Here is a 20,886-nt window from a genome sequence, read left to right on the forward strand (position 1 = left end):
TCCAGATGGGCGCGGCGCCCTGTCCCGACGAGGGGACCGATCGCCGCGTCGCTCAGATCAGCTCCACATCGACGTGATGCCGCGCCTTGACGATGTCATAGCGCGCCGGGATCGTCGGCGGCGGCAGGTCGATCATCCGCTGCACGGCCATCCGCCCGCGTTCGATCATCTCTTCGGGCACGGTCACTTCGAACTGCATGTTCAGCAGGCAGTCGTGGATGTTCTGAAGCGTGATCCGCTTCATGTGCGGGCACAGGTTGCAGGGGCCGACGAACTCCACGCTGGGCACGTCGCCCTTGATGTTGGAGGCCATCGAACATTCGGTGATCAGCACCACCCGCTTGGGCCGGCGCTGTTCGACATAGTCGGTCATGGCCGCCGTCGATCCGGCGAAGTCCGAGGCCGCCAATATTTCTTCCGGGCATTCCGGGTGGGCCAGAACCTCGGCGTCGGGCCAGGCGTCGCGCATGTCGGCGATGTCCTGGGCGGTGAAGCGCTTGTGCACCTCGCAGTGCCCCTTCCAGGCGATGATCCCCACCGTCGTCTGGGCCGCCACATTGCGCGCCAGGAATTCGTCGGGGATCAGGATGACCCGGTCCACGCCCCATTCCTTCGCCGCCCATTCCACCACCTGAACGGCGTTGGCGGATGTGCAGCAGATGTCGGTCTCGGCCTTCACCTCGGCCGTGGTGTTCACATAGGTGATGACCGGCAGGCCCGGATAGCGCTGCTTGATCAGCCGCACGTCCGCCCCCGTGATCGACGAGGCCAGCGAACATCCCGCCCGCAGGTCGGGGATCAGCACGGTCTTCTCCGGACTCAGGATCTTGGACGTCTCGGCCATGAAGTGCACGCCCGCCTGGACGATCACCTTGGCGTTCGACCGCGCGGCCTCCTTGGCCAGGCCCAGGCTGTCGCCGACATAGTCGCCGACCCCATGGAAGATCTCGGGCGTCATATAGTTGTGGGCCAGGATCACGGCGTCGCGCTCGCGCTTCAGCCGATTGATCGCGCTGATCAGCCGGGCCTGTTCGGGCCACTCCAGCGGCGTGACGTGGTCCTTGACCTTCGCCCACACCCCGGCGGTCTCCCGCTCCAGTTCCTGCGTCAGACCAAAGGCGCCGTCGGCCATGATCCTCTCCTATCGACCCTTATGCTCAAAGTTAGCATAAGCAGAACCAATGTAGGCCGATGGGGGACGGGCGCAAGCGGATTGTTCAGTCGATCAGCTCGAACAGATCGCCCAGCGGGACATTCAAGGCCTTCGCCAGGGCCAGGGCCACCACCACGGACGGGGTGAAGACTCGGTTTTCAATCGTGTTCACCGTCTTGCGCGACAGCCCGGCCCTGTCCGCCAGCTCCTGCTGCGTCAGACCGGCGGCCGTCCGCACCTCCTTCAGCCGCACGGCCAGCCGAGGCTCAGCCACGCTCGGCCTCGCGGTCCAGCCACCAATAGCGCACCACCGCCGCCGTGCCGGTCAGGTAAAGCAGGGCCGGCAAGGCCGCGACCGCCGCAGCCGGTCGCCAAAGCCCCAGCGCAAAAACGCCGACCATCCCGACGGCGGCGACGCCCAGGGCCGTAGCCAGCGCCCTGTGCCGGAACGACAATGTCAGTTCGTCGTCCAGCAGTCGTTTCATCCGCTTGTCGCGCCGATTGTCCAAACCGGCCACCATCAGCAGCATGAGGCCGCCGATCATGGGCCCCATCACGACCATTAGGTAATCCACGCCCCCCGGCGCGCCCGACGCCAAGCCCCAACCGGCCTTGACCGACAGGAAGGTCAGATAGGCGCCGGTGATCGGCATGACGGCCATGGAATGCGCTCGCTGGCGTTGAACCTTGTCGCGATAGGCGGAGCCGGTCTGTAGTTTGTAGGTGTCAGCATTCGGCAGGAAACGCCGCGCGAAGAAGGCGCTCGCAATGAGGGCCGCAACACCCGCCGCCATCGTCGCGCCGCCGATGAGACGCCCCTTATCGGGGTTCGCCGGCCACTCCTCCATGACCAGCAGGCCGATGACCAGCAGGGCCAGTCCAGCTCCGCCCAGGCCCGCGCAGATCGCGAGACGCTGTGTGCGCCTCCGCTCTCGCGCCCGTACCTCACGTCTTTCCTGATCGTCCATCATGGCCCCGCGTCACCTACAGGTGACATATAACCCATGGGTTACTCGGCGCGTCAAGCGGCCCGGTCGCTCGCCTCCGACGCAAGCCTTCTGCGTGCTTCGGCCGCCTGACGTCCGCGATGCCGGGGCGCCGCCGGGCTATTTCAACACCTCGCCACCTGGTCTTGCGCCGATAACCGTCGCCGCAGACGGCAAGAACCGTTCCCAAACCCGGCAGGTTCGCCTAGACAACGGCCGACTTCATTCCGCAGAATACCGACTTCCCGGCATTTCCATGCAAGACACCATCCGCCGCATCCTGACCGCCCGCGTCTATGACGTGGCGGAGGAGACGCCCCTCGATCCGCTGCGTCGCCTTTCGGCGCGTCTCGAACGGCCCGTCCTGCTGAAGCGCGAAGATCTGCAGCCGGTGTTTTCGTTCAAGATTCGCGGCGCCTACAACAAGATCGCCGGCCTGTCCCAGGCCGAACTGTCAAAGGGTGTGATCTGCGCCTCGGCCGGCAATCACGCGCAAGGGGTGGCCCTGGCCGCCGCCCGCCGCAACATCCCCTCGACCATCGTCATGCCGACCACCACCCCCGGCATCAAGGTGGCCGCCGTGCGCGCCCTGGGCGGCGAAGTGGTCCTGCACGGCGACAGTTTCGACGAGGCCTACGCCCACGCCCGCCATTTGGAGAGTCGGACCGGCGCCGCCTTCATCCACCCCTTCGACGATCCCGACGTGATCGCTGGCCAGGGCACGGTGGGGCTGGAGATCGCCCGTCAGCACGCCGACCCCATAGAGGCCGTCTTCGTCCCCATCGGCGGCGGAGGGCTGGCCGCCGGCGTTGCGTCCATCCTCAAATTCCTGCGCCCCGAGACCCGTGTCATCGGCGTGGAGCCCGTCGACGCCCCCACGATGAAGGCCGCCGTCGACGCCGGCGAGGTCGTCACCCTGAACGAGGTCGGCCTGTTCGCCGACGGGGTGGCCGTGCGCCGCGCAGGGGCCGAGACCTTCCGCCTGTGCAGGGATCTGCTGGACGAGATCGTCCTGGTGGACACCGACGCCATCTGCGCCGCCATCAAGGACATCTTCGACGACAGCCGCGCCGTCGCCGAACCCTCGGGCGCCGTGGCGCTTGCGGGGCTCAAGGCCTGGGCCGCCGCCCATCCCGGATCGGGCGCCCTGATCGCCGTCAACTCCGGCGCCAACGTCAACTTCGACCGGCTGCGCCATGTCGCCGAACGGGCTGAGATCGGCGAGGGCGCCGAGGCCCTGCTGGCCGTGGCCATGAAGGACGACCGTGACGACTACCGCCGCTTCCTCGACAGCCTGGACGGCCGCTCCGTCACCGAGTTCAACTACCGCTGGTCCGGCGACGGCCAGGCCCAGATCTTCGTCGGCGTGGCCCTGCACAACGGTCCGCACGCCGCCCTCAACCAGCCGCGCGCCGCGCGCGAGGCGATAGGGCAGGAAAAGGACGACCTGATCGCTCGGCTCCGCGCCGGCGGCTATGCGGTCGAGGACATGAGCGACAACGAGACCGCCAAGCTGCACGTCCGCTACATGGTCGGCGGCCGCACCACCGGCCTGCCCCACGAACGCATCCTGCGCTTCCAGTTCCCCGAGCGGCCGGGCGCCTTCTTGCGCTTCCTCAACAGCCTCCAGCCCGCCTGGGCCCTGACCCTGTTCCACTATCGAAACCACGGCGACGACGTCGGCCGGGTCCTGGCCGGGATCAGCGTCCCGCCCGAAGAACGGGCCCAACTGACCGCCGCCCTCGCCGACCTGGGCTACCCCTACGTCGACGAAACCACCAACCCCGCCTGCCGCCTCTTCCTTGACGGGACCTGACCCAGAGGGGAAGACGGTCGCCATGTCCGATCCCGCCCCTCCCCATCGCCGCGCCGTCCTGTCGGGTGCGGGCGCCCTGGCCCTCAGCGGCTGCGCCACCCTGTCGGGGGCGCCGGCCCGGCAGACGGTCTGGACCTTCGACCGGCTGGCCGACATCGGCGGCGAGCGGACGACGGTGGAGGGTGCGCCGGCCCTGATCGACAGCCCCTATGGCCGGGCTGTGCGGTTCGACGGCGTGGACGACGCCTTGTTCATCGACAGCCATCCGCTGGCCGGAGCCGAGACCTTCACCTTCGAGGCCCTGTTCCGTCCCGACGGCGGCGCCTTCGAACAGCGGTGGTTCCATCTGGCGGAAGAGGCGCCGGCGGGCCAGCCCCCGTCCCAGACCCGCTTCCTGTTCGAAATCCGCGTCGTGCGCGACCGCTGGTACCTGGACGCCTTCACCCGCGGCCCCGGCTACAACCACACCCTGATCTTCCCGGAGCGGCTGTACCCCTGCGGACAGTGGTTCCATGTGGCCCAGACCTTCGACGGAACGATGTACCGGTCCTATGTCGACGGCGTTTTGCAGGGCGAACATCCGATCGCCTTCAAGCCCCAGGGTCCGGGACGGGCCTCCGTCGGCTGCCGGATCAATCGGCTGAACTATTTCAACGGGGCGGTGCGTCAGGCCCGCTTCACCCCCGCCGCCTTGGCGCCGGACCGGTTCACGCCACGCTGAACCGGTCGGCGCCCCGCTCATGCGCCAGAAGCCAGCGTTTGCGCTCCACCCCGCCGGCATAGCCGGTCAGGGCGCCGTTCGCGCCGATCACCCGGTGGCACGGCACGATGATCGCCACCGGATTGGCGCCGTTGGCCAGCCCCGCGGCCCGCGCCGCCTTGGGCGATCCGACCGCCGCCGCCAGCCGGCCATAGGTCCAGGTCTCGCCCGCCGGAATGGTGCGCAGCGCCGCCCAGACCGATCTTTGGAAGGCCCCGCCGCCGGTCCGCACCTTCAATCCCTCGAAGGCGCTCAGTTCGCCGGCGAACCAGGCGTCGGCCGCCCGCCGCACCCCCTCCGCTCGTCCCGTCCTCAGGGCGACCGGCCCGTAATGGCGGTGCAGCAGCCGCCGCATCCGGTCTTCATAGTCGTGAAAGTCCAGGGCCCGCACCGCCCCGTCCGCGTCCGTCACCACCAGAATCTCGCCCAGAGGCGAAGCGAACCGATCCAGCGTCAGGTCCGAGGCCGCCGTCGCGGGTTCAGTCATGGCTCATCTCCTTGATCATGTTCCAATACAGGGCCCCATAGGCGCGCCACGGCCGCCACCGCTCGGCCCGCGCCGTCAGGGCGGCGTCGACGCCGGTCAGCCGGTCGCTGGGCGCGTCCTCTCCGTCGTCGATCCAGTCGCCGACGGGGCGCAGACCCGGCCGCGCGGCCAGGACCGGCGCCAGTTCGGGGTCAGCGGACAGGTCGCGCGTGATCGCCTCCGGATCGGCCGCCAGGTCGAACACGCGCCGCACCCGGGCCAGGACGCCGGGCAGGGCCTTCAGCTCGTCGATGCGGGCCTCGACCACAGCCTTGCCCAGCGCGCCGGGGCGCACCGTCACTGCGCCCTCGGTCCCATCCACCGACTTGCGCAGCCGCCGCGTCCAGGCGCCGTCCCCCGTGGTTTCATCGGCCGCCCCACGCGCCGCCAAGGCCGCCGACACGAAGTCCCAGTCATAGGGCGGGCGATAGGCCAGGTTCAGGGTCACGCGCCCGCCGCCCTCCTCCGCCGCCTTGCGCCGCCGCAGGGCCGAGGGCGGGCGCCCGTACAGGGCCTGGAAGGTTTCATTGAACCGGCGCACGCTGCCGAAGCCGGACGCCATCGCCACCTCGGCCATGGTCAGTTCGGTCTCATGGATCAGCTGTTTGGCCAGAAGCACCCGCCGGGTCTGGGCCACGCTGACGGGGGCGGCGCCCAGATGCTGGCGAAACAGCCGCCGCAGGTGCCGCTCCCCCACCCCCAGCCGCTCGGCCAGGGCCTCGGCGTCCCCGTCGTCCAGCGCGCCCGCCTCGATCAGGGCCAGGGCGCGGCTGACGGTGTTGGACGTGCCGCGCCAGGCGCCCATCTCCGGCGCCGTCTCGGGCCGACAGCGCAGACAGGCCCGAAACCCCGCCGCCTCGGCCGAGGCCGCAGTCGGGTGGAACACCACATTCTCTCGCCGCGGCGTCCGCGCCGGACAGACCGGCCGACAGTAGATGCCGGTCGAGGTGACCCCCGTGAAGAACCGCCCGTCGAACCGGGCGTCGCGCGCGCTCAGCGCCCGCCAGCAGGCTTCCGCATCCAGGGTCTGTTCCATCGGCGCAGAATGGGCGTTTCAGCCGCCCCTGTCTCGCGGTTTTCGGCCATGGATGAGCGTGAGAATTCCATCCGAGAACGGGGGTTTCGCTGAGACCCCATGCGACATAACCTCTCACCTGCGCACGCAGAGGCGCAGTTATAAAACAATGGGAGTCACGCCTTGGTTCGCCTACCTTTTTCCACACTCGCCGCCCTGGGGGCCGGCGCCGTCCTCATCGCCTTCACCGCCGCCGCCCAGGACAGGGTCAGCCCGGAACCCGCCGCCTCCGGCCGCGCCCTGCCGGTCGGCGCCTATCGTGAGACCTGCCGGGGGATCACTCTGAACGGCGATCGGCTGCGCGCCCGCTGCATCGCCAGGAACGGTCAGTCCGTTTCGTCGACCCTGAGCGTCCGCAGCTGCCGGGGCGCGGCGATCCGCAATGACGACGGCCGCCTGGCCTGCACGCCGGCTTCGCCCCCCCGCTCGGCCTGACTGCGGAGGAGGCGACCGGCCGGACCGGTCGCCTTTCTGCGGACCTACATAGGCCAGAACAGCAGAATGGCCGGCGGACCGATGATCAGCACCAGCAGGCTGAGCGGCGCCCCCAGCTTGGGATAGTCCGAGAACTTGTAGCCGCCCGGCCCCATGACCAGGGTGTTGCACTGGTGTCCGATGGGGGTCAGGAAGTCGCACGCCGCCCCCACGGCCACGGCCATCAGGAAGGGGTCGGGGCGGTAGCCCAGCTGCTGGGCCAGCGTCGCGGCGATGGGCGCCACCACCAAAACCGTCGCGGCGTTGTTCAGGAAGGGCGTCACCGCCATGGCCGCAAACATCATTCCACCCACCGCGATCACGGGCGGAATGCCCTGGAACACCGACCGCAGTCCGCCGGCGATCAGATCGGCTCCGCCCGTCTGCTGGATCGCGTCCGAGACGGGGATCAGGGCGGCGATCAGCACCAGCAGCGGTCCGTCCAGCGCCGCATAGGCTTCGCGCATCTTCAGACCGCCCAGGGCCACGATGATCACCGCCGCGCCGAAGAAGGCGATGGAGACCGGGATCAGGCCGAAGCCCACCATCACCATCGCCGCCGTCAGGACCAGGGCGGGCAGGAATTTTCGCCTCTGTCCGCCCAGGCGCATCTCCCGTTCGGCCAACGGCAGCAGGCCCAGGTCCGCCAGTTTTCCGGGCAGGCCCGATTCCGACCCCTGGAGCAAAAGGACGTCTCCGGCCTGGAGCTTGGCCGTCCGCAGATGCTGGGTCAGCTCATAGCCGCTGCGCGACACGCCCAGCAGATTCAGCCCGTGCTGACCGTACAGATCCAGCGACCGCACCGACTGCCCCACCAGCTTCGAATCCGCCCCGATCACCGCCTCGGCCAGACTGACCTCGTCCTTGGCCTCCTCCAGCAACACCGGCCGGTCGCCGCGCACCAGCTTCAGCTTGGCGGCGTCGATGAACCCCTCCAGCGCCTCCTGATCGCCCTTGATCAACAGGGTGTCGCCGGGGCGGACGATGGTGTTGCCGCGCGGGCGCGTCTTGCGCTTGCCGTCGCGGATCAGGGCCATGACCTGGATGTCGTCCACAGCGAGGGCCTTCAGAGCGTTGATCGGTCGCGGCTCCATCAGCCAATCCTCGGGAACGCGGGCCTCGGTCAGATAGGCGTTGGCCGACAGGGCCGCCGACAGGCCGATGGTCCCGGTCCGGTCCTTGGGCAGCAGCCTGTAGCCGAAGGCCAGAAACACCAGGGCCGCCGCCGTCAGGATCAGGCCGACGGGCGCATAGTCGAACATGCGAAACGGCTCGCCGGTCATGGTCTCGCGCACCTCGGCGACCAGGATGTTGGGGGCGGTGCCCACCAGGGTGACCATTCCCCCCGCCATGGCGCCGAAGGCCATGGGCATCAGCAGGCGCGACTGTTTGGTCCCGGTGCGTCGGCTGACCTGCAACGCCACCGGCATCATGATGGCCAGGGCGCCGACGTTCTTGGTGACCATGGACAGCAGGGTCACGGCCGCCGTCAGCACCGGCGCCTGAGACCGTTCGGTCTTCAGATACGGCATGATCCGCTTCAGGGCCATTTCGACGATGCCCGACTTGGCGAAGGCGGCCGAGACCACCAGGGCGCAGGCGATGATCACCGTGACGTCGTTGGAAAAGCCTTCGAAGGCCGCGTCCGCCGGAATGACCCCGATCGCCAGCCCCGCGACCAAGGCCGCCAAGGCGACCAGATCATAGCGGAACCTTCCCCAGATGAAGGCTGCGACCGTCAGCCCCACCAGGCCGAAGGCCAAACCCTGTTGTAACGTCACGCTTAAGCCCCGACCCGGCCGCCCGTCGCCGCCGTTTCAACTGCAACGGCGAAGGCGGCCGGAGGTTCAACACCGTCCGACGATCATCCGCCCCACGCCGCGCAGGACGCGCCAGACCTCGCCGACGAAGGCCCAGACCACGATGATCATCAACAGGGCGGCCAGTTCGCCGCCATGGTCCCCGGTCCGGTCGAACAGGCTCCGCACCCGGTCGAAGAAATCGGTCGCCGTCCCGACCCAGATCACCGGGCTCAGCGGCGACCAGAACCACAGCCACGACAGGCCCCAGGCGGCCGCCGCCCCAAAGCTGATGTCGCCCACGGCCGTCAGCCGCGCATTGCCGCCCGAGGCCGCCCGCAGCAGGTCGAACACCACCCGCGCCGCCGCGAACAGGGTCACGGGCCAATAGGCGGCGTCGACGATCTGGACCAGGATGCGGCCGTAATCGACCCCGTCCAGACTCCCGGCCAGGTCTTCCGGCCGGATCGAGGCCATGGGCAGAAGGCCGGTCCACCACAGCAGCAGCACCGCCCAGGCGATGGCGCTGGCGACGGCCTTGGCGGCGGGCGACATCTCGGCGCTCTTGCGCACCGCCGGCCCCGGCTTGGCCGTTCGGGCCGCATCGCGACCGCGCGCCAGCCGCTCGCCCCAGGTCTCGGCGTCCAGGTCGCCGCCCAGTTCGAACAGGCCCAGATCCTTGACCCGCCATTTGGCGATGAAGTCCGGCTTCTTCTCCTGCCGCTCCAGCACGAAGCCGATCAGGGTCACCACCCCGATCACCGTCACCGCCCCGCTGAACAGGGCGCCGAAGCTCTGACCTATGGCCTGGCCCAGATAGATGTCCCCGACCAGCACCCGCACCGCCAGGCCGATCAGGGTGACGCAGCCCATCACCACCAGGGCCGTCTTCACCGCGAACAGCCACCAGGGATACAGTTCCGGCCCGATCAGCGACTGAGGCCCGGACCGATAGCGCGCCGCCACCGTCAGCGGATGGCCCACCTCGCGCAGCAGGGCCTCGACCTCGTCGTCGCCGGGCGCCCGGCCCAGCCGTTCCTCCAGCGCCTCGATCCGCCCCATGATCTCGTCGCGCAGTTCGGCGACGATGTCGTCGCGCGTCGCCTTGGGCAGCTGGGCCGCCACCGCCTTCAGATACCGTTCGACCAGGTCCATCCCGTTTTCTCCCTCAGTCCCCTTGATCACAACATCTTCTCCAGCGAGGCCGACAGGCCCCGCCATTCGGCCGCCAGCCGCGCCAGCAGGACCTCGCCCCGCGCCGACAGGCGGTAGAAGCGCTTCCTGCGCCGCTCCTCCTCGCGCCATTCGCTGTCCAGCAGCCCCTGCCCCTCCAGCCGGCGCAGCAGCGGATAGAGGGTGCTCTCCTCCATCTCGACGCCCGCCGCATTCAGGGCGACCCGCAGCGAATAGCCGTATTGCTCGGTCCTCAGACTGGCCAACACCGCCAGGATCAAAGACCCCCGCCGCAGCTCCAGCCGCAGACTCTCGAACAGCAGTTCCTCATCCTGACTCACCCGCCGATCTCCATGCGTCACATAGTGTGTAATACACAGTGTATGCGACATACTGTGTGAGGGAGTCAAGGCCGCCTGATACGCGCCTTGGCAGGCGCAGTCCGCACGCCTACAGTCACGCCAAGGTTGCGGGGCACGATGTCACGCTGAATTTCGACGACTATCTGAAGGCCCTGGCCGCGACGCCGATCGACGCCAAGACTGAGCACACCGATCGCGGGGCGCTGGAACGGCTGCTGAAAGAAGCCGCCGCTGACGCCGACACACGGCTCCATGTCCGCCACGAGCCACGCGGCGACAAGGACGGCGGCGGCCGCCCCGACTTTATGGTCAAGCGCTACGCCCGCGTGGTCGGTTATGTCGAGAACAAGCAGATCGACGACAGCCTGGACAAGCTGATCCGCTCGGATCAGGTCAAAAAATACCAGAAGCTGTCCGAAAACCTTCTGCTCACCGACTATCTGGAATTCGTCTGGCTGAAGAAGGGGCAGGACCCACAGCGCGCCCGCCTCGCCCACTCCACCGACCTGTCGGCCAAAAAGCTGGCGCTGAAGCCTGAGGCGGTCGATCAGGTCGCCAAACTTCTGCGCGCCTTCTTCTCGACCGCGCCCCAGAACATCGGCCGGGGCCAGACGCTGGCGGTGGAACTGGCGACCCGCGCCGCCCTGCTGCGCGACTTCCTGACCGAGGAACTGGTTCGCCAGCAGAAAGACAATGACCTCGGAAAGCTGCACGGTCTCTACGCCGCTTTCAGAGACCAGATCTTCCACGACCTGGACATCAAGGCCTTCGCCGACGCCTTCGCCCAGATGCTGGCCTACGGACTGTTCCTGGCGCGTCTGAACGCAGGCGCGGGTGTCGAGGTCACGCTGGACAATGTCCGCAAATTCATCCCCGGCAGCTTCAGCCTGATCCGCGAACTGGTCCGCTTCCTGGAAGAGATGGACGAGCCGGAATACAAACCCAGCCGCTGGGTCGTGGACGAAATCCTGTCCATCGTGAACGGCATCGACCTGGCCGCCATCCACAACGACCTGTCGTTCCGGGCGCGCAAGGCCATCAGCCGCAAGGTCAAGGCCGGCGACGAGGAGGAGCATCGCCTCTTCGAGAAGGACCCCTTCATCTACTTCTACGAGGACTTCCTGAAGGCCTACGACCCGGCCATGCGCAAGGGGCGCGGCGTCTACTACACCCCGCCGCCGGTGGTGAACTTCATCGTCCGCGCCATCGACGACATCCTGAAGGGGACCTTCGGCATCGCCGACGGTCTGGCCGACCACAAGCGGGTCACGGTGCTGGACTTCGCCACCGGCACCGGCACCTTCCTGCTGGAAGTGTTCGAGCGCATCTTCGACACCATCGGCGGCCCCGAGTCCGGCCGCGCGGACGGCATCGTCCGCGAGCATCTGACGAAGAACATCTACGGCTTCGAATACCTGATCGCCCCCTACACCATCGCCCATCTGAAGCTGTCGCAATACCTGCGCGACAAGGGCCATCCGCTGAAGGATCAGGAGCGGCTGCAGGTCTTCCTGACCAACACGCTGGAGCCGGTGGAGCCGCAGGGCAACCTGCTGATGCCCGCCCTGGCCGAAGAGGTGAAGGGCGCACAGGCGGTCAAGGACAAGCCGATCCTGGTGATCACTGGAAATCCCCCATACTCAGGACACTCCAAGAACAACGGTGATTGGATCAAACAAGCCATCGACGGCTATTGGAGCGGCGAGGACAAGGCCACCCAAGTCTTCCATCCCGGCTACAAGCACACAGTCCAAACCGATGAGAACGGCGTTGAAAGCGTCGTGCCGCTTGGCGAGCGCAATCCGAAATGGCTCAACGACGACTATGTGAAGTTCATCCGCTTCGCGCAGCTGAAGATGGACGAGGTCGATGAGGGCATCGTCGGCATCATCACCAACCACTCATGGCTGGACAATCCGACGTTCCGGGGGATGCGCCAGTCGCTGATGCGCAGCTTTGACCAGATCTATGTTCTGGACCTGCACGGCAACGCCAAGAAGAAGGAAAAAAGCCCGGACGGCTCTAAGGACGAAAACGTCTTCGACATCGAACAAGGTGTTGCGATCAGCCTGTTCGTGAAGCGGCCGGGAGTGGAAAAGGGAGTCTGGCGCGGCGACCTTTGGGGCAAGAGGCTGACTAAGTATCAGGCAACCACCGAGTTGCGATTGACGTCAGCGCAATGGCAGCTCATTCGGCCGACAGCCGAAAACCTCCTGTTCGTCGCCCGAGACGAAGCCGCCGGTGCTAGTTACGACAACGGGTGGGCCGTCGATGACGTTTTTCCAGTCGGCGGGGCCGGTATCGTCACAGCTCACGACGAGTTCTCCATCGACTTTGATGAGCGCGCCCTCGTTTCACGTTATGACCGCTTCCGTTGCGCGGCTGGAGACGAAGACCGGCTCCATCGCGATTTCGCCGTCGCCAAGAAGACGGGTTGGGACATTCTGCGCGGCTGGCGGGCGCTCTCCCAATCTGATGTCGCGACCGCCGAGTTCGTTCGACCGATTTCCTACTCCCCCTTCGACCGAAGGTCGATTTTCTACCATGACGACCTCGTGTGGCGGACTGTCCGCCGCGTGATGAGCCATGCAAAGACTGGAAACCCAGTCTTGCTGACCAGCCGGGTAACAAAAGACGATCCGACAGCGCTCGTGGTGGACACTGCGTACCGTCACAAGGCGGGGACTCGCTACGACATCACCTACGGCTTCCCCATGTTGGTGGACGGAGCCGAAAACCTCTCCCCCGCCTTCCGCGACTTCCTCGATGACCGCTACGGCCAGCACTACGACCCCGAGCAGATCCTCGGCTATATCTACGCCGTCCTGCACGCCCCGACCTATCGGACGCGCTATGCGGAGTTCCTGCGCATCGACTTCCCGCGCATTCCCTTCGCCGAGACGCCCGAACAGTTCGAGGCCCTGTCGGTCCTCGGCTGGGAACTGATCCAGACCCATCTGCTGAAGACCGTCCCGCGCTCCAAACCGCGTCTGGGCGACTATACGGGCAAGGGCGATCACATGGTCGAGGCCGTGCGGTATTCGCGAGAGGAGCAGACCGTCTGGATCAACAAGACCCAGGGCTTCGCCAACCTGCCCCAGGCCGTCTGGGACTTTCATATCGGCGGCTATCAGGTGATCGACAAATATCTGAAGAGCCGCAAGGGCCGCGTCCTGAGCCTGGACGAACAGACCCACGTCGGAAACATCGCCGAGAGCCTGAACTTCACCATCGCCCAGATGGCCCGGATCGACGCGGAATATCTGAAGGCGTTCCCGTCTCAGTGACCCCTCTCCCGCCGGGAGAGAGCGGGGGATAAATCCCCGGCTCCGCTCGCGCCCAGCGGCGGCCCGCGCGATACTGGGTGCGAATCGTACCGAAAGCCCGCCGATGCCCCCCGCACAGGCCGAACTGTTTCCCTCGCCCCAACCCGACCTCTTCGGCGACCCCGCCCCGGCGGCGCCCGCCTATGTCGTGCCCTATCCCATTGCGGTGAACACCCTGCGGCGGACGCTGGAGATGTTGCAGGCGGCCGAGGTCTGGCCCTGGGATGCGGACATGAAGGCGGCGCGGATGGAGCGCAACGTGCCCAAGATGCTGGCCGTCCTGCCCCCGGACGAGGCTGCGGACTGGCGCCGCCGGATCGAGGCCGAGGCCGCGCGGCTCGACGCCTGACCGCCCGCAACCCGCGCGGCCCTGCGGCGCTATGGCGAGACCGTCCGTCCCGCGCTAAGTTCCGCTCATGAACCTTTCTTCGACGCCGAAGCCCGCTGCGGCCAAGCCGTCCATGTCCCTGATCCACGCCGTGCTTCAGGCGGCGAACCGCCCGATGGACGCCGCCGCCGTGTCGCGCGCCTTCAAGGGCGGCGGCAAGCGGATCGAACAGCGGGTGGTGCAGGCCCTGTCCACCCTGGTCCGCTACGGCTGGATCAGCGCCCTGCCCGGCGGAACCTACGCCGCGCGCCGCGCGGCTTGACGGAGACCTGATCAATGCCTCGACTATGGATGGTGCGGCTCGGCAAGTTCGGCGAACAGGAGGCCCACGCCCTGGAAACCGGGGAACTGGTCACGGGATGGGAGCTGCCGGACCTGACGCCTGCCAACACGCGCGAGGCGGTGCTGTCCATCCTGCACCAGGCCCTGCCGGACGAGCAGCCGGGCACACTGCGGAACTGGGCCGCTCAGCTGAACCAGTTGAAGAACGTCGCCGTTGCAGGCGATCTGGTGGTGACGCCCTTGAAGACCACCGGCCGTCTCGCCGTCGGCAGGCTTCAGCCGGGCTATATCCATACCGAGGCCGGGGCGCCCGCCCGGCGTGTCGAATGGCTGCGCACGGACCTGCCCCGCGACGCTCTGAAACAGGATCTGCTGTATAGTCTCGGCGCGTCGCAGACGGTGTGCGAGATCAGCCGCAACGAGGCGCTGGCGCGCCTGCTCGCCGCCGTGGAGACCGGGGTGGACCCCGGCGCAGCCGCCCTGCCCTCGACCAAGCCGTCATCGACGCCGGAAACCGGGGCGGAGGAAGCCGCCGAAACGTCCGATATCGCGGACCTGGCCGAGTTGGCGCGCGACCAGATCGAGCGGCGCATATCCAGCCAGTTCGCAGGCCACGCCTTCACGCGCTTGATCGCCGCGCTTTTAGGAACTCAGGGATATCAAGTCGAGGTCTCGCCCCCCGGGCCGGATCGAGGCATCGACATCGTCGCAGGCCAGGGCGCCCTCGGCCTGAGCGGCCCCAAGCTTGTCGTTCAAGTCAAGTCCGGCGGCATAGTGGTGGACCAGCCGACGCTTCAAGGACTGATCGGCTGCATCCATGACGTTCATGCCGATCATGGCCTTTTGGTCAGTTGGTCCGGCTTTAGCCCGCCAGTACGAAAACGTGTGAATGAGCTATACTTCCGAGTGCGGCTTTGGGACCGCAAACAGATCGTTGACGCCCTGCTGACCCATTACGATGACCTTCCAGCCGACATACGCGCCGAACTGCCGCTGCGACGCATCTGGACCCTGGTTCCTGACATGACGGTATAATCGGCTTCGATCGCAAAAAGGGGCGGCGGACCGAAGTCCGCCGCCCCGTTCTTGTCGCGCTGACGTCGCCTTAGAAGGACTTGGTCAGGTTCACGAAGGCCGTGCGGCCCAGGTAGTCGTAGCCCGAGTACAGCGGGGCGTTGCCGACCCGGTTGTACACGCCCGCCGAGATCGTCGGGGGGTTTTCGTTGAACAGGTTGCGAACGCCCAGGGTGGCGGTCCAGCCGTCGGCCGAATACTGGACCGAGGCGTTGTGCAGCCAGTAGTCGTCCACCGCGAGGTCGTAGTCCGAGGTGACCGGATCTTCCTCATAGTAGGCGTAGCTGTCGGTGCCCTGGATCCATTCGACGCCGTAGCGGACGCGCCATTGATCCCAAGCGTAGGAGACGTCGGCGGTGCCGGTGAACTCCGGATTGTTGACCATGCCGGTGTAGTCGACCAGCGGGTCTTCCTCGAACAGCTTGTTGGAGATCTCCGTGTACTGGGTGATCGCCAGGTTCAGCAGGGCCGTGCCGGGACCGACGTCCTTGCGATAGCGAACCGTATAGTCCAGCCCCTTCACATTGTCGGTGGCCAGGTTCACGTAGCTGTCCGAGACCGTCAGGCTGTTGTCCGCCGGATCACGCGACACCAGGCGGCAGAAGCCGGCGTCGGCGGCGAAGTCTTCCGGGTTGGAGTCGTAGCAGCGGGTCAGGATTTCGCCTGCGCCGGTGCGCGACACGCCGTTCTCGACCTCGATCTCATAGTAGTCGACGGCGAAGGCCAGGTCGCCCCAGCTTGACGGCATCGGAGGACGCACGACCAGACCCAGGGTCATGTTGGTCGAGGTCTCGGCCGACAGGCCGGCCTCAGCGCCCCCTGCGGTGATCACCCGGACGCTGTTGGTGGACTGGAAGTCGCCGGCCAGGCCTTCGGACGCGCAGTTGGCGACGCGGTTGGGGTTCACGCCCGGCGCGCCGTAGTCGTTGCAGCGGTCGATCGAGTTCGACTGGAAGCCGCTGGTGGCGCCGACGAACTGTTCGAACAGGGCCGGGGCCCGGTAGGAGGTGCCGTAGGTGCCGCGAACCGTGATCCAGTCGATCGGACGATAGACCAGGCCGACCTTGTAGGTCGTGTCGTCGCCGTAGGAGTCATAGTCGGTGTAACGGGCCGAACCGTTCAGGGTCAGCTCGCGAACGCCAGGCAGATCGACCAGCAGCGGGGCCTCGATCTCGCCGAAGACTTCCTTCACCGAATCCGAACCGCGGGTGATGGCCGAGGTCGAATAGTTGTAGGTGTTGCCCAGCTGGCTATCCAGGCCCGGGGTGTCGTCGATCTCGGACTCACGCCATTCGGCGCCGAAGAAGCCCATGACGCGGCCGGCGGGCAGGCTGAACAGCGGACCGTCGATGCCGATGCTGGCGACCTTCTCGATGAACTCGGTCGTGCCGGTCACCGGACGGAAGACATAGTCCTTCCAGTCCTGCGGCAGGACGCCGCCGATGGTCTGGGTCGTCAGGGCCGGAGCCGCGACACAGCCGGGGTTCGACGCCAGGGCGGCGCACTGGAAGCCGCCCGCGCCGTCGCTGACCACGTCCAGCGAAGCGATCAGATTGTCGGTCAGGAACTGTTCGCTGGTGTAGGTCGACTTGGACCGCGAATAGCTGACATAGGCGTCATAGCGCCATTCAGGCACGAAGAAGTCGCCCTTGATCCCGGCGACGTAGCGGCCGAAATCGACTTCCTGTTCGGAGTGATCGTTGCCGTAGCCGATGAAGGCGCGCACGCCGACGTCTTGGCCCTGGTTCAGCCCTTGGTCGCCAAAGGCGACGCTGCCCTGCAGATTGGCGGGGATCAGGGGGCTGCCGACGGCGTAGTCCAGCGCCAGCTGGCGGTAACCGGTTTGCGACGACTTGCGCTGATTGAACAGGGCCTCGCCGTAGATTTCAGCATTGCCCAGGGCGTTCAACTGATAGCCGGCTTCGCCGTACAGGGTGGTGATCTCGACCGGCGAGATCAGCGACTCGTTCAGCATCCGGTCTTCGAAGGTGTCGCGGACGTTCAGGTCGTTGCCCGGGCCGCCCACGCCTTCAAAGCCGACCAGACCGGTCGTGACGGCCGAGTTCGGACGCCAGCGGTTGAAGGTCGTGCCGGTCGCGCCCGGCGCCGCGACGCCGGTCGTAGCGCCCGTGGCGATCGTGTTGATCGTCACGCCGTTCGAGCCGGTCGTGGTGACCGGATAGCATTTCGACTGGCCGGTCAGCGGGTCGATATAGTCCTGGCCGTTGCGGAAGCCGTCGGTCTGGCAACGGGTGAACTCGCGGTCGCGCAGGGTCAGTTCGTCGCGCTCGTAGCGCTCGATCGAACCGGCGGCGCGCCAGCGATCGCCACGAACGCCTGCGGTCAGCGACAGACGGGTCGAACCGCCCGCGCCATTGGCCTCCAGCGGCTCGTTGCGCTGTCCTTCAAAGACCAGGCCTTCGAAGTTCTGGCGGGTCTGGATATTGACCACCCCGGCGACGGCGTCGGAGCCGTAGACCGAAGAGGCGCCGTCGCGCAGGACTTCGACCCGGTCGATCATGGCGGTCGGCAGGACGTTCAGGTCAGCCGCGCCGACCGAACCGCGCGAACCGGCCGGCGAAACGCGACGGCCGTTCAGCAGCACCAGAGTCCGGCTCGGGCTCATGCCGCGCAGGCCGATGGTGTTGGCGCCGGGGCCGCCGTCGGTGACATAGCCGCCGTAGGCGTTGTTGATTTGGGACGTGCCGCCGGTGACGGCGGTGCTTTGCAGCGCCTCAGTGGTCGAAGCGAAGCCCTGCAGGGTCGCCTCTTCGCGCGTCACCACCTGGGTCGGCGAGGGCGCATTGTAGTTGTCGCGCCGGATGCGCGAGCCGATGACGACGATGTCCTCGACCTGGGCGGAGCCGTCCTGGGCCGCCGTTCCGTCCTGAACCACGGCGGCGTCCTGGGCCAAGGCGCCAGAAGCGGCCAAGACCGAGATAGAAGCGGCCAATCCCCCGACAATCGTCGAAGAAAGAAGAGTGTTTTTACGAGTACGCATACGCCCCATTCACAAACAGTATTGATACACTACTTAGATCGGTAGCCGGGTAACAAAGGTATATATCACCGATACATCAAATGTATCAGTTCTGTGACTCTGTTAAGGATCAGGAATACGGGCCGCAACCAAAAAGTCGCACAAACGTACGATTAGCGACGAAAAACCGCAAAACAGCAGCCACGTCGCGGCATATCGAAGCATGTTCTTTTCGCGTAGTGACGTTTTGTCGCCATTTTTTGGCCCGCATGCGCCACATTCCGGGCGCTACAGGCGCTCTTCGGCTCTCTGGCGCCCTTGAAGTCGCCGCACTAAGTTCTGTTCATGAACCGTTCTTCGACGCCGAAGCCCGCTGCGGCCAAGCCCGCCAAGCCCGTCTCCGCAAAGCCCGTCCATGTGCCCGATCCCGGCGTGCGGGAGGCGGCGGCCGCCTTCATTCGCGACACCGGGAAAATGCCGATGTTCGCCCCGGTGACGGGTCCGCGCCTGACGCCGGAGGAGCCGGTCGCCGCCCCGGCCGACTGGGTGCCGCACCGCCCCTCGCGCGAAGGCGCCAAGAAGGGCGGGCGCTTTCGGCTGGAGACGAAATACACCCCCGCCGGCGATCAGCCCGCCGCCATCGCCGAACTGGTGGCCCAGGCCGAGGCGGGCGACCGGGATCAGGTGCTGCTGGGCGTCACCGGCTCGGGCAAGACCTTCACCATGGCCAAGGTCATCGAACAGACCCAGCGCCCGGCCCTGATCCTGGCCCCCAACAAGACCCTGGCGGCCCAGCTCTATTCCGAGTTCAAGAGCTTCTTCCCGGACAACGCCGTCGAATATTTCGTCAGCTACTACGACTATTATCAGCCCGAGGCCTATGTCCCGCGCACCGACACCTATATCGAGAAGGACAGCTCGATAAACGAGCAGATCGACCGGATGCGCCACTCGGCGACGCGGGCGATCCTGGAGCGGGACGACGTCATCGTGGTCGCCTCCGTCTCCTGCATCTACGGCATAGGCTCGGTCGAGACCTATACGGCCATGACCTTCAGCCTGAAGGTCGGCGATCAGATCGACGAGGCCAAGCTGAGGGCCGATCTGATCGCGCTGCAGTACAAGCGCAACGACCTGAACTTCGAACGCGGCATGTTCCGCAAACGCGGCGACGTGATCGAAATCTTCCCGGTCCACCTGGAGGACCGCGCCTGGCGCCTCAGCCTGTTCGGCGACGAGCTGGAATCGATCCAGGAGTTCGACCCCCTGACCGGCAAGAAGACCGCCGACCTGAACGAGATCACCGTCTACGCCGCCAGCCACTATGTGACGCCGCGCCCGACGCTGAACCAGGCCGTCAACGGCATCAAGGCCGAGCTGAAGGAGACGCTGGACTGGATGATCGAGAACGGCAAACTGCTGGAGGCCCAGCGGCTGGAGCAACGCACCCGTTTCGACCTGGAGATGATGGAGGCCACCGGCAGCTGCGCCGGCATCGAGAACTATTCCCGCTGGCTGACCGGCCGCGCCCCCGGCGAGCCGCCGCCCACCTTCTTCGAATACATCCCCGACAACGCCCTGCTGTTCGTGGACGAGAGCCACGTCACCATCGGCCAGATCAACGGCATGTTCCGGGGCGACTACCGCCGCAAGTCGACCCTGGCCGAATACGGCTTCCGCCTGCCCTCCTGCATCGACAACAGGCCCTTGAAGTTCGAGGAATGGGACGCCATGCGCCCCCAGACCATCCACGTCTCGGCCACCCCCGGCCCCTGGGAGATGGAGCGGGCCGGCGGCGTCTTCGTGGAGCAGGTCATCCGCCCCACCGGCCTGATCGACCCCCCGGTCGAGATCCGCCCGGTCTCGGGCGCCACGCGCAACCAGGTCGACGACGTCATCGACGAGGTCAAGGCCACCACCCGCGCCGGCTACCGCAGCCTGGTCACCACCCTGACCAAGAAGATGGCCGAGGACCTGACCGAATATATGCATGAACAGGGGATCCGCGTCCGCTACATGCACTCCGACGTCGACACGCTGGAGCGGATCGAGATCCTGCGCGACCTGCGTCTGGGCGCCTTTGACTGTCTGATCGGCATCAACCTGCTGCGCGAGGGGCTGGACATCCCCGAGTGCGGCCTGGTCGCCATTCTGGACGCGGACAAGGAGGGCTTCCTGCGCTCCGAGACCAGCCTGATCCAGACCATCGGTCGGGCCGCGCGCAACGTCGACGGCCGCGTCATCCTCTACGCCGACCGCATGACCGGCTCGATGGAGCGCGCCATCGCCGAGACCGACCGCCGCCGCGAACGCCAGATGGCCTATAACGCCGAACACGGCATCACGCCCGAAAGCGTCAAGCGCGACATCAAGGAAATCCTCGACAGCCCCTATGAGTCCCGCGAGATGGACCGCCTGACCCGCCCCGGCGTGGCCGAGGCCTCCAAACCCTTCGTCGGCTCCAACTTCCAGGCCGCGCTCAAGGACCTGGAAGGCCGCATGCGCGAGGCCGCCTCCAACCTGGAGTTCGAGGAGGCCGCCCGCCTGCGCGACGAGATCAAGCGCATGAAGCTGCTGGACCTGGAATTCGCCAACGAGGCCCTGACGGGGGCGGGGGAAGAGGTGGACAAGTCGGCGCCGAAGAAGTGGCGGGCGGAAGCGGCGGCGGAGAAGGCGGAGGCGTTCAGGAAGGGGCGGTAACCTGCGGTTAAG

The 20,886-nt window shown here is 66.7% G+C and carries 17 protein-coding genes; 8 read left to right on the forward strand and 9 right to left on the reverse strand.

The genetic code is table 11. The annotated features are described in order from the left end of the window. Positions 1–52 precede the first annotated feature (52 nt). The 3 genes from nadA to ACW178_RS14645 all read right to left on the reverse strand — a co-directional run bounded on the left by nadA (position 53) and on the right by ACW178_RS14645 (position 2,124). Entirely contained in the window at positions 53–1,132 is a 1,080-nt protein-coding gene (gene nadA, locus ACW178_RS14635; RefSeq protein ID WP_287105652.1) for a quinolinate synthase NadA, read from the reverse strand. A gap of 85 nt (positions 1,133–1,217) precedes the next feature. After that, positions 1,218–1,427 (reverse strand): helix-turn-helix transcriptional regulator, encoded by a 210-nt coding sequence (locus ACW178_RS14640; RefSeq protein ID WP_152950884.1) that lies wholly within the window; start codon positions 1,425–1,427, stop codon positions 1,218–1,220. After that, positions 1,420–2,124, reverse strand: coding sequence for a hypothetical protein (locus tag ACW178_RS14645; protein WP_287105651.1), 705 nt, complete (start codon positions 2,122–2,124; stop codon positions 1,420–1,422). Before ACW178_RS14645 ends, ACW178_RS14640 begins: the two co-directional genes overlap by 8 nt. A gap of 271 nt (positions 2,125–2,395) precedes the next feature. On the opposite strand from ACW178_RS14645, the gene ilvA reads away from it, so the two are divergent. Together ilvA and ACW178_RS14655 are read left to right on the forward strand one after the other, a co-directional pair. Beyond that, positions 2,396–3,955, forward strand: a complete 1,560-nt coding sequence (gene ilvA / locus ACW178_RS14650; protein WP_492024704.1) for a threonine ammonia-lyase, biosynthetic — start codon at positions 2,396–2,398, stop codon at positions 3,953–3,955. 22 nt (positions 3,956–3,977) lie between these two features. Beyond that, on the forward strand, positions 3,978–4,676 hold the full coding sequence (locus ACW178_RS14655; RefSeq protein ID WP_152950889.1) for a LamG-like jellyroll fold domain-containing protein: 699 nt from the start codon (positions 3,978–3,980) through the stop codon (positions 4,674–4,676). Here the strand turns inward: ACW178_RS14655 and ACW178_RS14660 are convergent. After that, positions 4,663–5,202, reverse strand: a complete 540-nt coding sequence (locus ACW178_RS14660) for a methylated-DNA--[protein]-cysteine S-methyltransferase (RefSeq protein WP_492024705.1) — start codon at positions 5,200–5,202, stop codon at positions 4,663–4,665. The two genes, ACW178_RS14655 and ACW178_RS14660, sit on opposite strands and share 14 nt — an antisense overlap. Continuing rightward, entirely contained in the window at positions 5,195–6,277 is a 1,083-nt protein-coding gene (locus ACW178_RS14665) for a bifunctional transcriptional activator/DNA repair enzyme AdaA (protein ID WP_287103814.1), read from the reverse strand. The genes ACW178_RS14660 and ACW178_RS14665 overlap by 8 nt, the downstream gene beginning before the upstream one ends. Before the next feature lie 162 nt (positions 6,278–6,439). On the opposite strand from ACW178_RS14665, the gene ACW178_RS14670 reads away from it, so the two are divergent. After that, positions 6,440–6,751, forward strand: coding sequence for a hypothetical protein (locus tag ACW178_RS14670; protein ID WP_191558284.1), 312 nt, complete (start codon positions 6,440–6,442; stop codon positions 6,749–6,751). Positions 6,752–6,795: 44 nt separating this feature from the next. Here ACW178_RS14670 and ACW178_RS14675 read toward each other — a convergent pair whose 3' ends face one another. From ACW178_RS14675 to ACW178_RS14685, 3 genes are all read right to left on the reverse strand, one after another. Beyond that, entirely contained in the window at positions 6,796–8,571 is a 1,776-nt protein-coding gene (locus ACW178_RS14675) for an SLC13 family permease (RefSeq protein WP_191558285.1), read from the reverse strand. Between the two features lie 66 nt (positions 8,572–8,637). Next, positions 8,638–9,744, reverse strand: a complete 1,107-nt coding sequence (locus ACW178_RS14680) for an HAAS signaling domain-containing protein (RefSeq protein WP_191554449.1) — start codon at positions 9,742–9,744, stop codon at positions 8,638–8,640. A 26-nt stretch (positions 9,745–9,770) separates the two neighbouring features. Continuing rightward, positions 9,771–10,103, reverse strand: a complete 333-nt coding sequence (locus ACW178_RS14685) for a PadR family transcriptional regulator (RefSeq protein ID WP_191554450.1) — start codon at positions 10,101–10,103, stop codon at positions 9,771–9,773. A gap of 56 nt (positions 10,104–10,159) precedes the next feature. Between ACW178_RS14685 and ACW178_RS14690 the strand changes: the two genes are divergently transcribed. The 4 genes from ACW178_RS14690 to ACW178_RS14705 all read left to right on the forward strand — a co-directional run bounded on the left by ACW178_RS14690 (position 10,160) and on the right by ACW178_RS14705 (position 15,155). After that, positions 10,160–13,411, forward strand: coding sequence for a type ISP restriction/modification enzyme (locus ACW178_RS14690; RefSeq protein ID WP_492024706.1), 3,252 nt, complete (start codon positions 10,160–10,162; stop codon positions 13,409–13,411). Positions 13,412–13,514: 103 nt separating this feature from the next. Continuing rightward, entirely contained in the window at positions 13,515–13,799 is a 285-nt protein-coding gene (locus tag ACW178_RS14695) for a hypothetical protein (RefSeq protein WP_191554452.1), read from the forward strand. Positions 13,800–13,866: 67 nt separating this feature from the next. Then, positions 13,867–14,100 (forward strand): hypothetical protein, encoded by a 234-nt coding sequence (locus ACW178_RS14700; RefSeq protein ID WP_191554453.1) that lies wholly within the window; start codon positions 13,867–13,869, stop codon positions 14,098–14,100. Between the two features lie 14 nt (positions 14,101–14,114). Next, positions 14,115–15,155, forward strand: coding sequence for a restriction endonuclease (locus ACW178_RS14705; protein ID WP_182713230.1), 1,041 nt, complete (start codon positions 14,115–14,117; stop codon positions 15,153–15,155). Positions 15,156–15,225: 70 nt separating this feature from the next. Here the strand turns inward: ACW178_RS14705 and ACW178_RS14710 are convergent, their stop codons facing one another. Beyond that, positions 15,226–18,126 carry a TonB-dependent receptor domain-containing protein gene (locus ACW178_RS14710; RefSeq protein ID WP_227975989.1) on the reverse strand — a complete coding sequence of 967 codons (2,901 nt, stop codon included), beginning with the start codon at positions 18,124–18,126 and terminating at the stop codon, positions 15,226–15,228. Positions 18,127–18,519: 393 nt separating this feature from the next. Between ACW178_RS14710 and uvrB the strand changes: the two genes are divergently transcribed. Then, positions 18,520–20,874, forward strand: a complete 2,355-nt coding sequence (gene uvrB / locus ACW178_RS14715) for an excinuclease ABC subunit UvrB (RefSeq protein ID WP_492024707.1) — start codon at positions 18,520–18,522, stop codon at positions 20,872–20,874. The last annotated feature ends 12 nt before the right edge of the window (positions 20,875–20,886 follow it).

This window comes from Brevundimonas sp. AVps4, assembly GCF_058681525.1.